General features: G+C 64.0%; 9 protein-coding genes. 2 read left to right on the forward strand and 7 right to left on the reverse strand.

The window, feature by feature from the left end; translation table 11 throughout:
* Nucleotides 1-50 precede the first annotated feature (50 nt).
* The 3 genes from DMP11_RS04885 to DMP11_RS04895 all read right to left on the reverse strand — a co-directional run bounded on the left by DMP11_RS04885 (nt 51) and on the right by DMP11_RS04895 (nt 3,260).
* Nucleotides 51-1,787 (reverse strand): sensor histidine kinase, encoded by a 1,737-nt coding sequence (locus DMP11_RS04885; protein ID WP_123185385.1) that lies wholly within the window; start codon nt 1,785-1,787, stop codon nt 51-53.
* A complete protein-coding gene (locus tag DMP11_RS04890; RefSeq protein ID WP_123185386.1) occupies nt 1,777-2,637 on the reverse strand; it encodes a response regulator transcription factor in 861 nt (286 codons plus the stop codon). The genes DMP11_RS04885 and DMP11_RS04890 overlap by 11 nt, the downstream gene beginning before the upstream one ends.
* Nucleotides 2,638-2,741: 104 nt before the next feature.
* The gene (locus DMP11_RS04895) at nt 2,742-3,260 is read right to left on the reverse strand and encodes a hypothetical protein (RefSeq protein ID WP_123185387.1); all 519 of its coding nucleotides are present in this window, start codon (nt 3,258-3,260) and stop codon (nt 2,742-2,744) included.
* Nucleotides 3,261-3,448: 188 nt separating this feature from the next.
* Between DMP11_RS04895 and thrH the strand changes: the two genes are divergently transcribed.
* Nucleotides 3,449-4,057: a bifunctional phosphoserine phosphatase/homoserine phosphotransferase ThrH gene (gene thrH / locus DMP11_RS04900; protein WP_123185388.1), complete on the forward strand. Its 609-nt coding sequence runs from the start codon at nt 3,449-3,451 to the stop codon at nt 4,055-4,057.
* Here thrH and DMP11_RS04905 read toward each other — a convergent pair.
* A complete protein-coding gene (locus DMP11_RS04905) occupies nt 4,054-4,920 on the reverse strand; it encodes a class I SAM-dependent methyltransferase (RefSeq protein ID WP_123185389.1) in 867 nt (288 codons plus the stop codon). The two genes, thrH and DMP11_RS04905, sit on opposite strands and share 4 nt — an antisense overlap.
* A gap of 139 nt (nt 4,921-5,059) precedes the next feature.
* Here DMP11_RS04905 and DMP11_RS04910 point away from each other — a divergent pair, with 139 nt between their 5' ends.
* A complete protein-coding gene (locus tag DMP11_RS04910; RefSeq protein WP_123185390.1) occupies nt 5,060-7,201 on the forward strand; it encodes an elongator complex protein 3 in 2,142 nt (713 codons plus the stop codon).
* A 250-nt stretch (nt 7,202-7,451) separates the two neighbouring features.
* On the opposite strand, the gene DMP11_RS04920 is transcribed toward DMP11_RS04910, so the two are convergent.
* The 3 genes from DMP11_RS04920 to DMP11_RS10275 all read right to left on the reverse strand — a co-directional run.
* A complete protein-coding gene (locus DMP11_RS04920) occupies nt 7,452-9,800 on the reverse strand; it encodes a PAS domain-containing hybrid sensor histidine kinase/response regulator (RefSeq protein ID WP_148041088.1) in 2,349 nt (782 codons plus the stop codon).
* A 185-nt stretch (nt 9,801-9,985) separates the two neighbouring features.
* A complete protein-coding gene (locus tag DMP11_RS04925) occupies nt 9,986-11,227 on the reverse strand; it encodes an ICP22 family protein (RefSeq protein WP_123185393.1) in 1,242 nt (413 codons plus the stop codon).
* Nucleotides 11,228-12,652: 1,425 nt separating this feature from the next.
* On the reverse strand, nt 12,653-12,933 hold a 281-nt coding region (locus DMP11_RS10275), incomplete at its 5' end, for a hypothetical protein (RefSeq protein WP_235869391.1).

Below are 12,933 nucleotides of genomic sequence, written 5' to 3' on the forward strand. Positions count from 1 at the left end.
GTCCACGCCAGCAGCCGAGGGTTTCCGCGGTTCGCCAGAACCGCGGAACATTACCACCCGCGGTCCACGTATGGCAGCACTATGGTGAACACGGTGCGGCCGGATTCGCTGGCGGCGGTAATGATGCCGCCGTGGGCCACCACAATCTCGCGAGTAATGGCCAGCCCCAGCCCCGTGCCGCCGGAATCGGACGAACGGGCGCTGTCTTCACGGTAGAACTTCTCGAACACCGTCTTCAGGTGCTCCGGGGAAATCTCGCGGCCGTAATTGGTGACGGCGATCACCGTGGCGTTGTCCTCCCCCTGGACGGCCTCCAGCGTGATGGGCGTGCCCTCCTCGGCGTGGGCCACCGCGTTGCGCATGATGTTGCCGATGGCGCGGGCCAGCTTGTCCGGGTCGATGAAAAACTGCATCTCGCTGCCGGCCACCACGCGAATCTCCAGGTGGCGTGACTGGGCTTCAGGGAAAAAGCTCTCCGCCACCTGCTGGCAGAAGAAGCGCACGTTCACCATTTCCCGCTCGATGGGAATGGCAGAAAGGTTGTAGCGGGTAATCTCGAAGAACTCGTTGATGAGGTCTTCCAGCCGCACCGCCTTCGCGTAGGCGATGTCGGCGTACTTTTGCTGCACCGAACGGGGCAGCTCGCGCCCCTCCCGCAGCAGGTCCAGATACCCCAGCACCGAGGTGAGCGGCGTGCGGATGTCGTGGGCCAGATAGGCCACCAGTTCGTTTTTGCGGGTTTCGGCCGCCTGGGCCGCCCGCTCGTCCGCCAGCGATTGGGCCCGGATAACCGCCAGCTCGTTCTGCACGATGGACAAATCATCCGGCAGCTCTATCTTCGCCTGGCGGTTGGAAAGCAGCCCCGCCACCGCTTCAGAGAGGTCGTCGAAGTAGCGCATTGACTTGTTCAGCGACAGCCAAATGATCACGAACCAGCCCACTACCAGCACCAACAGCAACAGCGGTATGCGCAGGCTGCGGATGAAGGAGTAAATGGAGATGTCGCGGATCTGCACCTGGCCCGCGCTATCGGTGAGCACCTGGTACACCGGATCGGGGGTGACCAACGAAAGCGACAGCTGCTGCGCCTGCTGCTGCGGATCTTGCTCGCGCCACACGTCCAGCGCCTGCTGTTGGGACTCGCGGTAGAGCCCCTCCAGCATGGTGGCCGCCTCCGATTCGCTCAACTCCGCCATGCGGGCGCAGCCGTACACAGTGCGAGCCAGCACGTCGTCCTCGGTGTGCAGCCGGTTCTTCACCGCGCGGAAATAGTTTTCCCGCGCCTGCTGCTCCTGGGCCTCTTCCCAGGTGAGAAGCGTGTTGTCGGCAGACGGGGCGCCCTCGGCGTCGTTTTCCCCTTCGCCCTCAACGAAAACGGAAACGTCCCCGGCCCCTTCGGTCGGACCGTCCGCCTTCTGGGAAGTGTCCGCCGACGCAGACTCCTTGCCCAACTCCCTCATCTCCTCGATGGCCGCCAGCTCCTCGTCGTACTCTTCGCCGGAAAAGGGAATGGCCAGCGGGTCGAGGCTGGAATCAGCGTAGGCCAGCGCCACCGAAGTGTCCATGAGGCCGTTTTCCCGCAGCACGTGCTGCAGCTGGGCATCAGAGTTCAGCGACACCCAGCGGGAGGTGTTATCGGCCACGAAATTGGCCACACTGTCGCGCAAAAACAAGGTGAATCCCACGGCCGCCAGTGCCACTACCAAAGTAAACACGCCGATGCGCACGAAGGCGGAGCGCACCACCTTGCGCCGCAGGATTTTCGCCTGGTCGCTCCTAAGCGCCACGAGTGCCCCCGCGCCGGCCCAGCAGCGGCAGGCGGCCAGTGCCCTTACCCGCGCCGCGCTTGGGGTGGACCGCCGGCTGCTCGGCGGGAGTCGCGGGCAACTCCGGCATCTCAGGGCCCACTGGCTCCATATCGCCGGTACGGCCATCGCCGCCGTGGCTGGCCTTCAGGCGATAGCCAACGCCCCAAGCGGTTTCGATGAACTGAGTGGAGGAATCGATGGCAGCCAGCTTTTTGCGCAGATGGCGGATGTGCACCATGATGGTGTTGCTGGCGGCGTCGTCGAAGGGCTCTTCCCACGCGCCCTCAAACAGGTCCTTCGCGGAAACTGGACGCCCCGCCTGCTGCGCCAGCAGCGTTAGAATAGCGAACTCCTTGGGGGTGAGTTTCATTTTCTGACCGTGCAGCGATGCGCTATGGGCGGCCACGTCCACTTCCAGCGGCCCCACGGCAATCAGCGAATCGTTCGGCGCCGGCACAGCGGCGGCGCGGCGCAATCGGGCCCGCACCCGGGCCACCAGCTCGCGGGGACGAAAGGGCTTAGTCACGTAATCATCGGCCCCCAGGGTGAAGCCCACCACTTGGTCGGCTTCTTCGTCCTTCGCCGACAGAAAGATGATGGGGATGTCGCGCATCTTTCTCATGCGGACGCAGAGCTCGAAGCCATCCATACCCGGCATCATGATGTCGAGAATGGCCAAATCAAACGGCTCCTTTTCCAATGCTTCCAGCGCCTGTACGCCGCTGTAGCAGGCTCGCGCCTGCATCCCCTCGCGTAGCAGAAGGCTTACCACCAAATCGGCAATGGCACGCTCATCGTCTACGACCAATATGCGTTCGTTCTCAATCATGGGATTCATTGTAGCGAACTTGAGGGCCGGCGTGCGCGCTCGTTGGCAGTTTTCCCACCCGTTTAGAAAACCTTAAGCGACAGCGCTCTTTCCTGCGAAAAACACTACCGCAGCAACAGGAACACCATCACAGCCACCAACGCCAATGCCACTACCGTAAGCGCCACCACTAGCCCACGGGGCGCAACGCCGCGACCATAATTTGGACCGCCGCTCATCACACCACCGGAAAAGCCGATGTTCGACGGCGGCCGCGGCGCGATGCGGCGGGCGGCACCGGCATCGGGCACGGCGTCGAAGCCCTGGCCAGCACGGGAATGCCAGCTGGTGTGACTCATGGAGTCTAATTCGGCGGCATGGCGGTCGCGCACGTCTTTGGTGGTAGAACTGATCTCATGAGTTTCGTTGAACGTGCGGGAGTCGATGCTGCCGCGGGCGTCTATCACCTCGCGACTGCCACCGCTGCGACGCGCGTGGGCGCCCCGGTGCGCAGGGCGCTCTTGAGCAAGGGGGCTGCCGAGGGAGCCGGAAGCGGAGGGAACGGACCGGGCCGTGCGACGAGGAGCCGGGGTTTCGCCCGGTGCCGCATCGCTGAAGCGCTGGTGGTTTTCTCCGTAAGCCATATCTGCTGCTTGCCCCTTGCCGCCATGTTATCGGTAAACGCAATTATGCCACAAGGCCCGTTGAAACAAACCCCCGTTCAGGGGATTTCCAAACGGGCCCTCGGCGCTTTAGTACATAATAGCGAAGCGGAACCGTCGAAGCGGCGCCCTTCCGCGACCGCGCCCCCACCTCGCCGAAAGGAACCACCATGTTCGTCACTTGCCTCGACCTTGAAGGAGTCCTCGTTCCGGAAATTTGGATCGAGTTCTCGAAAGCGGTGGACATTCCGCAATTGGCTCGCACTACCCGCGACGAGCCCGACTACGACAAGCTGATGCAATCTCGTCTGGACATCCTGAAGGAGCACGGACTGGGCATCGCCGAAATCCAGGAGGTCATCGCCACGCTGGAGCCTATGCCAGGCGCCCGCGAATTCCTGGACAAGGTGCGCGACCTGGGGCAACTGATCATTGTCTCCGACACCTTCTCGCAGTTCGCCAAGCCGCTGATGGAGAAGCTGGGCATGCCCACCATCTTCTGCAACGAACTGACGGTGGGCGAAGACGGCACCATCACCGGCTGGCACATGCGCTGCACGCCGTCAAAGCTGACCACCGTGCGGGCGCTGCAGAGCTGCGGGTTCGAGACCATCGCCGCCGGCGACTCCTTCAACGACCTGCAGATGATTCAAAACAGCAAAGCAGGCTTCTTCTTCCGCACCACCGACCAGCTGAAGGCCGACTACCCCGCCATCCCGGCGCTGGAAACCTACGACGAGCTGTACGAGGCCATCGCTTCCGCGGCGGCCTGCTGCTAGTCTTCGCGCACCAGCAGCAGGTACTGGTTCAGGGCGCCGGTGCGACCGTCGGCAAAAAAACTTGCCGTAAGGCACGCGCGGCTTTTTACAGAGGCAACCAGCGCACGAGCTTCTTCATCGGAAAAACTGTGACAGTAGCGAAACAGCGGTGCGGCAGCGTCTGCGCCCTGACTGGCGGCGTCAGCGACATCTGGGTCTTGCGCGGCTTGGCCGTCGCCTCCCCATCCCAGCAGGTAGTCCCCCGGCTCCAGGCCGCCCGCTCCCGCCAGCGCCGGCACTGCGGCCAGGGCCGTTTCGGTGGAGCGAAGGGCCTTCTCCCGCAGCGGGCCGTGGTCGGCGAAGCGCCAAAGCGACAGCGCCACCGTGCCCCCCGGCTGCGCTAAATCCAACAACTGCCCCAGGAAACGGGCCCGGTTCTCGGCACCGGGGATGTGGTGCAGAAAGCCGGAGCTGGCCACCAGCTGGTAAGCGCCCCTGTCGGCCTCGGCCCACCAGGGGTCGCGCTTTTCCCCCAACAGCGGCGCCAGCACGTCGGCCCGGTGCAAGGCGGCGCCCTCCGGCATGTTCGCCGCTGCTTCCCGCAGCAGGGCCTCGTTGCCGTCCCATCCCGTGTATCGCAGGGGCGATTGGGGGAACTTCTGCCGCAAGAACTTCCCGAACCGACCGTTGCCGCAGGCCACATCGGCCACGGCCACAGGACACCCCATCCGGGCCGCCTCTTCGAACAGCGGCTGTACCTGCGCCGCCAACTGCTGCCAACCGGCCCACGAGCCTTGGCGGGTGGCGGAAAAGTCGGCGGCCCGCGCCGCGTAGAAATCGGCGATCATACGGACCAGCAAGCAGGCTGTTTCTCCATTCATCATGGGGCTATTCTACCAATTCGCCCTTCCGGGATGGGCCGGAAGCCGTTTGCTCTAAAATTGGCCCCGCAGAAAGGAGCGCGCCATAACCGCCACCGCCGACAACCCCCAATGGAACCAGCAGCCCCCGGGGCTGGATGCCGTGCTGGCCGACGTGGCCCAACTGGTGCGCAGCAACCCGCAGGCCACCATGGGCCAGGTGAACGAGGTACTGGGGCGCCACAACCGTGCCGCCGGCACCGCCGAGCGCCGCTTCGCGAAAAAGCACCTGCTGCCGGGCTTTTTAGATTTGGAGAAGCGGCAACCGGGGCAGCTGGCCCAGTGGGGCCTGGACGGTGCCGCCCAGAAGCGACTGTTCGCCTTGCTGCGCATGAAGCCGCGGCGCACCGCCTCCGGCGTGGCCACCATCACGGTGCTCACGAAGCCCTGGCCTTGCTCATCGAGCTGCGACTACTGCCCCAATGATATCCGCATGCCCAAAAGCTACCTGGCCGGCGAACCTGCCTGCCAGCGGGCCGAGCGCAATTTTTTCGACCCCTACCTGCAGGTGCACGCGCGGCTGCACACCTTGAACCAGATGGGACACCCCACCGACAAGGTGGAGCTCATCGTGCTGGGGGGCACCTGGAGCGACTATCCCCTGCCCTACCAGATTTGGTTCATGGAGCAGCTGTTCAGCGCCCTGAACGACGGCGATAGCGAAGCAGCTGCGGCGAAAGCAGCGGCGAGACGGGCGGCCTACCGGAAAGCCGGATTTGCGGAAGGGGCCGATGCGCTGGCGCGCCAGTGCGAAGAGCTGCAGGCGCGGGTGAGGCGCGGCGAGGCCACCTACAACCAAGCGGTTCGGGCGCTGTACGGGCTGGATGAGGAAGGCTCTGCGCTCCAGTGCGAGGGGCCGGGGCCAGCGGCGGCGGCTGGCGATGGGACGGCCCCCACCGTCACCCATCCCACCTGCGAAAATGCCGGCACCGCGGGTAATGCTCCAGCTTCGGGCGCCTCTTCATCAAGCGATGCCGTGGCCGACCGCTGGCGCGCGGCAGCTGCCACCCAAACCGCCACCTGGCAGCAGCTCTTCGCCGCCCAGGCTGTCAACGAAACCGCCGGCAGCCGCTGCGTGGGGCTGGTGGTGGAAACGCGCCCCGCCCTGGTAAGCGCCGAAACCCTCTCCCAACTGCGCGCCTTCGGTTGCACAAAGGTGCAGATGGGCATCCAAACCTTGAACCCCGTCGTGGCCGCCGCCAACCACCGTATCCAGGACAATAGCGCCATTGCCCGCGCCTTCGCCCTGTTGCGCCGCTTCGGATTCAAAATCCACGCCCACTTCATGGCCAACCTGCAAGGGGCCACTCCCGAAACCGATTGCGATGATTTCCGCCAACTGGTGGAAGACCCGCGCTTTTTGCCCGATGAGGTGAAGCTGTACCCCTGTGTGCTGGTGGCGGGCACTGCGCTGGAGCGACAGTGGCGGACGGGGCGCTGGAACCCCTATCCCGAAGACGAGCTGGTGGAGGTTCTGGCCCAAAACGTGCTGGCAGCGCCCCCCTTCCTGCGTATTTCCCGCATGATCCGCGACATCTCCGCCCCCGATATCATGGCCGGCAGCAAGAAAACCAACCTGCGGCAGATGGTGGAAGAGCACATCCGCGAAAGCGGGCACGCCGGCGAGGTGCAAGAGATTCGCTTCCGGGAAATCGCCGGGCAGGCAATCGACCAGGCCGCACTGACGCTGGAAACCGTGAGCTACCAAGCCACCGGCAGTCGCGAGCATTTTCTGCAGTGGGTAACGAGCGAAGGGAGGATTGCCGGGTTTCTGAGGCTGTCGCTGCCGGAAGCGCCGGCCGGAAGCGACGAGGCGGGCGGCACTGCAACTGATGCCACAGCCGACACCCCGCCCGAAACGAAAGCGGTGGTTCCCGACGCCGCCGATTCGTCCGCAGCGAAAGCGCTGGCTCCCGACGCGGCAGAAAACGGCGAAGTGGGCCGCCTGACCGATGCCGCCAAAAGCAATGGAAGTGCCGATGCCGCTGGCCTGCCCGAGGCGCTGAGGCCCGACGCCGCCATGATTCGGGAAGTGCACGTGTACGGCACCGCCGCTCAGATTCACGGGGAGGGGCAAAACGCCCAGCACACGGGGCTGGGACGGGCGCTCGTGGTCCGCGCCTGCCACATGGCGGCCGATGCCGGGTTTTCCCGTATCAACGTGATAAGCGCTGTGGGCACCCGCGAGTACTACCGCAACCTGGGCTTTTCTGACAACGGCCTCTACCTCACGAAAGACCTCTAGGGCTCGCAACCCAGGCAGAGGTAGAACCTCTGCCCTACGATACCCCCCCAATCGAATCCCTGCCTTCGCCCCAGGGCGGCCGCCGACAGCGCCGCCAACGCGGGGCGGTCCTTCCTCCCCGCTTCGTAGGGCAGAGATTCTATCTCTGCCGCCCTACCGGACAGCCCTCCGCAGGGCAGAAAACCCGCCTCCACCTCCTGGCCGGCTGCCGCTTCGTAGGGCAAAGATTCTATCTCTGCCGTCTGGTTCTTTAGGCGCCGCAGAGCAGCGTGCCCAGCACTTCGACCATGGTGCGCACGTTCAGGGGCTTGGTGATGTGAGCGTCCATGCCCGCCTCCCGCGCCCGCTCATAGGCCTCGGCGAAAGCATCGGCGGTGGCGGCCACAATGGGCACCGTCGCCGCATCCTCCCGCCCCAGCCGGCGAATGGCCCGCGCCGCCTCGTCGCCGTTCATCTTCGGCATGCGCATGTCCATGATGATGGCGTCGTAATGCCCCGGTGCGCTGGCCCGCACCATCTCCACGCCTTCGGCGCCGTCTTCGGCATCTTCCACCACAGCCCCACGCCGCTCCAGCGCATCACGAATAATCTCGCGCGAGAACATGTCATCGTCCACCACCAGCACGCGCCGGCCGCTGAAATCCCAGCCCTGGCCCCCTCCAGCCTGCGCAGCCCGCGGCCGTACAGGAGCAGGCGCCTCTTCTTCTGCCCCCTTCGCCCAGCGCAGCGGCAGCGTTACCATGAACAGCGAGCCCGCGCCCAGCTGGCTTTCCACTTTTATAGAGCCGCCCAGCAAGTCCACCAGGTTTTTGGTGATGGTCATGCCCAGTCCCGTACCGTCGTTGGCGCGACCCCGGTGCGACGCTGCCCGCTCGAAGGGGTCGAACAGCATCTCCAAAAACTCCGGGCTCATTCCGATGCCGCTGTCGCGCACCGTGAACACGTAGGTGCCGTAATCGATGGAGGACTGGGGCGGGGCCGGCTGCTCGCGCATCTCCAGGGCTATCTCGCCGCCGGCCGGGGTGAATTTAAAGGCGTTGCCCACGATGTTCACCAGAATCTGGGTGAGCCGCAGCTTGTCCGCCAGCACCATCGAGCGGTTCAGCCCCTCGACGTTTACCTGGTAGTCCATGTGCTTCTTGGCGGCTTCCCCTTCGAACATTTCGCGGAACTCCTCCGCCAAATCCCGCAGGCCAAACTCCTCTTCGGTCAGCTCCACCTTGCCGCTCTCGATGCGGCTCACGTCCAAAATGTCGTTCACCAGGTTCAGCAAGTGCTCGCTGGACAGCAGTATCTTCTCCAGACAGTCGCGCACCTTGGCGCCGTTATCCAGGCTTTCCAACGCCATGTTGGCAAAACCGCTGATAGAGTTCATGGGGGTGCGGAAGTCGTGGGACATGTTGGTGAGGAAGGTGGATTTCGCCTGGCTGGCGTGCTCGGCGGTTTTCAGCGCGCTGCGCAGGGCCAGCTTTTGGCGCAGTTGCTCGGCCACCTCGTTGTTGGTACCGCGGGCCGCCAGCACCACGTGCCCCTCCGCCTTGTCCAGGCTGATGATGCGCAGCTCCAAGTAATGGGGCTCGCCGTCCACCAGCCGCTTGTAGCTCACGGCGAATTCCCCATCGGAGCAGGAGGCCAGCTCCGCCCGAATGGCCGCGGGGCTCAGCTTCGCCCACAGCTCGTCCTTGTCCTCGCTGTCCACGAACTTGTCCAGGTATTGGCCCAGCACCTCCGTATAGCAGCCCAGGTTCTCCACCAGCTGCCGCACCGGCTCGGCAATTTCGCCGCGGGTACGGTAGGGCTCGATGGTGTCGTTGTTCACGTCCACCAAGTACAGCGCGAAGTTCTCCTTGCTCAGGCTTTCCACGATGCGCATGTGGCGCAGGCTGTGCTCCTCGGCCGCTTTGCGCCGGCTGACGTCTTCCAGTATGCCAAAGGAAAACCGGCCCGACTCCCCCACCTTGCCGATGCTCAGCTGCAGCCAGCGGCCGTCTTCCGCCAGACCCTCGTACAGCACACCACCGGCGTCCGGCTCGAAACCGTTGCCCTGCAGGCGCGCTTCCACCTCGGCGGCGCCCGTGGGGCCGAAGATGCGGCACACGAATTCCACCAGAGTCATGTAGCTATCGTCGAAGCCGCACAGCTCCAGCGCCGAGGGGGTGAGCAGCAGCAGACTGGTGCTTTCGTCATAGAAAAACAGGCCGGCCTTCACCGCTTTCAGCGACGTGTGCGCCTGACTCACCCACATGGTTACGTCTTGGATAGCGAAAATGCAGCGCAGTTGACCGGCGGGGTACACCACCACGTGCAGAAACCGCCGCAATGGCAGCGACACCGCATCAAATTCGCACATCTCGCCTTTGCATGCGGCCTCGTAGAAGGCATCAAGCCATGTGGTGTCTTCTTCGGGCCAAATCTCAAAGATGCGCTTACCCAGCAAATCGGCAGGCTGCTGCCCAGTGAGGGAGGCCATGGCGGGGTTGAGATACTCGTACACGGTGTCGCGGGGGGTGCCGCTTTCGTCTAGCACCATGCGCCCCACACCGTAGGGCTGCGGGTTCGGGTCGAACACGGCAGCGTAAACGTTCAGCGCATTGTCCATGGTCAATCATCAACTCCCCTCCGTAGCGCATATTCAATATAGCATGCATTGCTCCGCCCTCAGAGAAAAGACCTGAGAGACAGCGGTCAAAAGAAAACCCGCCGGTGCGGCACCTGCGGGTTTACATGCATAATCATCGGAAGAGAGACGGAGGCCTTCACTTGGCCTCGCTGCAATACGGGCAACTAGGCTTTGGCCCTTTGCGAACGAGCGAACAAGGCACCAGCCAGAGCGCAACCCATTACCGCTGGCAGCGAAACCACCCCCGATGCGTCGTCACCAGTGACGGGCAAAACCTTGGCGCTCAGTTCGGCTGCGTCGTCAGGGTTATCGGACCCAATGTTTACCGCGTCATCGGCAGGGGTCGTGGTGCTGGGTTCATTGCCGGATTCCGCTCCGCCAACGGGACCGTTGCCGTCATCGGCGCCTTCATTACCCTCGTCGCCCGAACCGTCGCTCTCGGGGCCGCTACCGCTATCATCGCCCTCAAAACCGCCCTCGCCGAAAGATCCATCGCCCTCTTCCGGCTTGTCGCCGTTGACTCCCGGATTATCGGGGTCAACCGGCGACTCGTCGGGAAGGCTCGCCGAGGCAGCTGCGTAAAACAAGCTTATTTCATTCCTCTTCTCGTCAGTGGAGACGTACATCTGCGATGGATATGAGCCCACCAGCGTCATGCCCTCCAGCAGCTCATCAGGATTGGATGGGTTTGGCAATTTGTTCGCATCGGCATAGTCTTCGCTCGTAAGCAAATTCCCAAACAGCTGATTGGGCAGCTCTTCCTCATACACCTTCGCCACTGCAATAGAGGAAGAATCCAACGCCTCCAACGGGAGCGGCAGACCGCCCGATTGCATGGGCAGCGGAGCATTGCGGTCATAGAGCACATAGTGGTTAACCACACAATCACTCGTATCGCGGAAATAATTAAGCTGAAGAACGTTTTTGCTCTCGTCCTCGCTCACCACCAGTTCGCGCGGCCAACCGTCAAAGAAGGTAAAGCCCTTGGCAGTGCCCACATAATCCCAGGCGTTTACCACGTCGCCAGCCTTAAAGCCATCAATGGTCACCGCTTGCATCAAGCGAAAGCCCTCGTAGCGGGGATCATCTTCCGGCACGAATGCGGGGTCGTCGTAGAACATCATTTCGGAATGGTAAATGGTCACCGAATAGGTTTTCTCGGCGCCCGCTTCGGAAGAGACGGCGTCATCGGTTCCTCCTTCAGCGGAAGCATCCGGGCTGGTCGACGTGGTAGGGGCTGGAGCAGCTTCAACATTCACGACAGCCTCGTTACCGCCATCGCTTGCGGCCAGGGCCGTAGAGGGAGCGAGGGTCAGGAACACCGCCAATCCCAGGGAAAGGACCGCCAGCGCACCGCGACGCCAAATGGCCACCGAGTTGTTGCGGTTCTCAATGGAGTTTCTCATGATCCATCCAATCACGTTTCATCCGGGAATCAAACCATGATCCAAAACCGCAATCTCGAAAAGTCCCCCGGTGAAAACAAAGTCTAGAAGTTTACTGGTTTATAAGGCGGCCATTTTTACCATCTTGATAATGGCAATTCAACGCAGTTCACAGCAAAACTTCAGCATTCACCCAGTCTTCACCGCCGCCACACACCGCCCACACAACAGCCTGGAAGCCCCGCGCAGGCGCCCCCCCTCCGCACCAGCCGCACAGGCCAGCCCCAACCGTAAAGCCCCAAAACGGCCGCACAGGCCAGCCCAACCCAAAAGCCCCGCACCGGCCGCAGCCGACAGCCCCTCCCCGCCAGTCCACTCTCACCGCCCCCATGGCAGAAATAGGCGCCTATTCCTGCCAGCAAGGCGGCAAAGCCCTCCCAAATCCCCAGCCATGGCAGAACTAGGGTCCTATTCCTGCCAACAGAGCCGCCCAGGACGCTCCCAGCCGTCGCCGTGGCGGAAATAGGGGCCTATTCCTGCCAGCAAGGCGCAACGGCCCTTCCAACTCCGCGGCTTTGGCAGAACTAGGCGCCTATTCCTGCCACGGGCCCCGCGAAACCTCCTCCAAACCTGAGCTGTGGCGGAAATAGGCGCCTATTTCCGCCACGGTGCCCGGACAAGCGGGGTAATCCGGGCAGAAGGCAACGGGCGAGACAAAGCAACGCGCAGCTTGACCGGACAAGCGGGGTTATCCGGGCAGGGGGCGCGCTCGGCGGGGCTCCCGCAGGCACTCTGCCCGGACTAGCGGGGTAATCCGGGCAAACGCAAGCGACCCGCGCGCTTTCCGCAGGACAAGCGCCCCGCAGCCGGCACTCTGCCCGGACTAGCGGGGTAATCCGGGCAGAGGGGTAGGCGCAACGCCGCACGGCAGGAGGCTTGCCCGGACTAGCGGGGTAATCCGGGCAGAGACGGAGGGCACAGCCGGGCGTCGGCCAGGGGCGGGAAGGGGGCCGGACGCAAGGGCGCCCCCGCCGGAGATGGCGGGGGCGCCGCATGGGAAGGGAGGCTGTTGCGCGCCGAGCGCATCGACACGGCCGTTCGTAGGGCAGAGATTCTATCTCTGCCCGGGCGGCGGGCCGGAGGGGCGGGCCGCCGCATGACAGGGGGCGAGGACAACGTCGGGTTCCGGGGACCCCTCCCCGTGTCAGGGGGTGTCAGGGTGACGTTCACTTTCCCGTGCCAGGGGGACGTTCACTTTTGACGCACGTTGCTGGCCATCGGCCCGGCAGCGCTTCTTCGCGTGTCAAAAGCGAACGTCCCCCTGACACCCATCGGAGGGGCGGGCGGGAGCCTGACATTATCCCCGTCCCCTGTCAGCCCTCAGAGGGGCGGCCAGCCGTCGAGCGCTTCGGGCCGGCCGCCCTCTCGGCATCGGGCAGATGCGGGCTACTCGTCCCCGGCGGGCCTGAGGGGCAGGAGCTTCAGCCCCAGGAAGAACACCAGGAAGCCGAGGGCCACGACGCCCAGCGCCACGCCGAACTCCAAGGGGGTGGGCCAGTAGACCAGGCCCTGGTAGGCAGTCGCCATGTTGCCCTCCCAGTCGGTGACGGTGTAGGGGGTCAGCACGGCGGGCCAGTCGATGTTGGCCACCTGGAAGCCGCCCACCAGCAGCTGCACGCGCTTGCAGAAGATGGCGGCGATGGCGAACAGGCCGGCCGCCACCAGCA

This window comes from Parvibacter caecicola, assembly GCF_003725335.1.
Taxonomy (GTDB): domain Bacteria; phylum Actinomycetota; class Coriobacteriia; order Coriobacteriales; family Eggerthellaceae; genus Parvibacter; species Parvibacter caecicola.

What these genes read in the sequence shown, in the direction of transcription:
- DMP11_RS04890 (WP_123185386.1), bottom strand. Translation starts at nt 2,637, where the DNA reads ATGATTGAGAACGAACGCATATTGGTCGTAGACGATGAGCGTGCCATT.
- DMP11_RS04895 (WP_123185387.1), bottom strand. Translation starts at nt 3,260, where the DNA reads ATGGCTTACGGAGAAAACCACCAGCGCTTCAGCGATGCGGCACCGGGC.
- thrH (WP_123185388.1), top strand. Translation starts at nt 3,449, where the DNA reads ATGTTCGTCACTTGCCTCGACCTTGAAGGAGTCCTCGTTCCGGAAATT.
- DMP11_RS04905 (WP_123185389.1), bottom strand. Translation starts at nt 4,920, where the DNA reads ATGATGAATGGAGAAACAGCCTGCTTGCTGGTCCGTATGATCGCCGAT.
- DMP11_RS04920 (WP_148041088.1), bottom strand. Translation starts at nt 9,800, where the DNA reads ATGGACAATGCGCTGAACGTTTACGCTGCCGTGTTCGACCCGAACCCG.
- DMP11_RS04925 (WP_123185393.1), bottom strand. Translation starts at nt 11,227, where the DNA reads ATGAGAAACTCCATTGAGAACCGCAACAACTCGGTGGCCATTTGGCGT.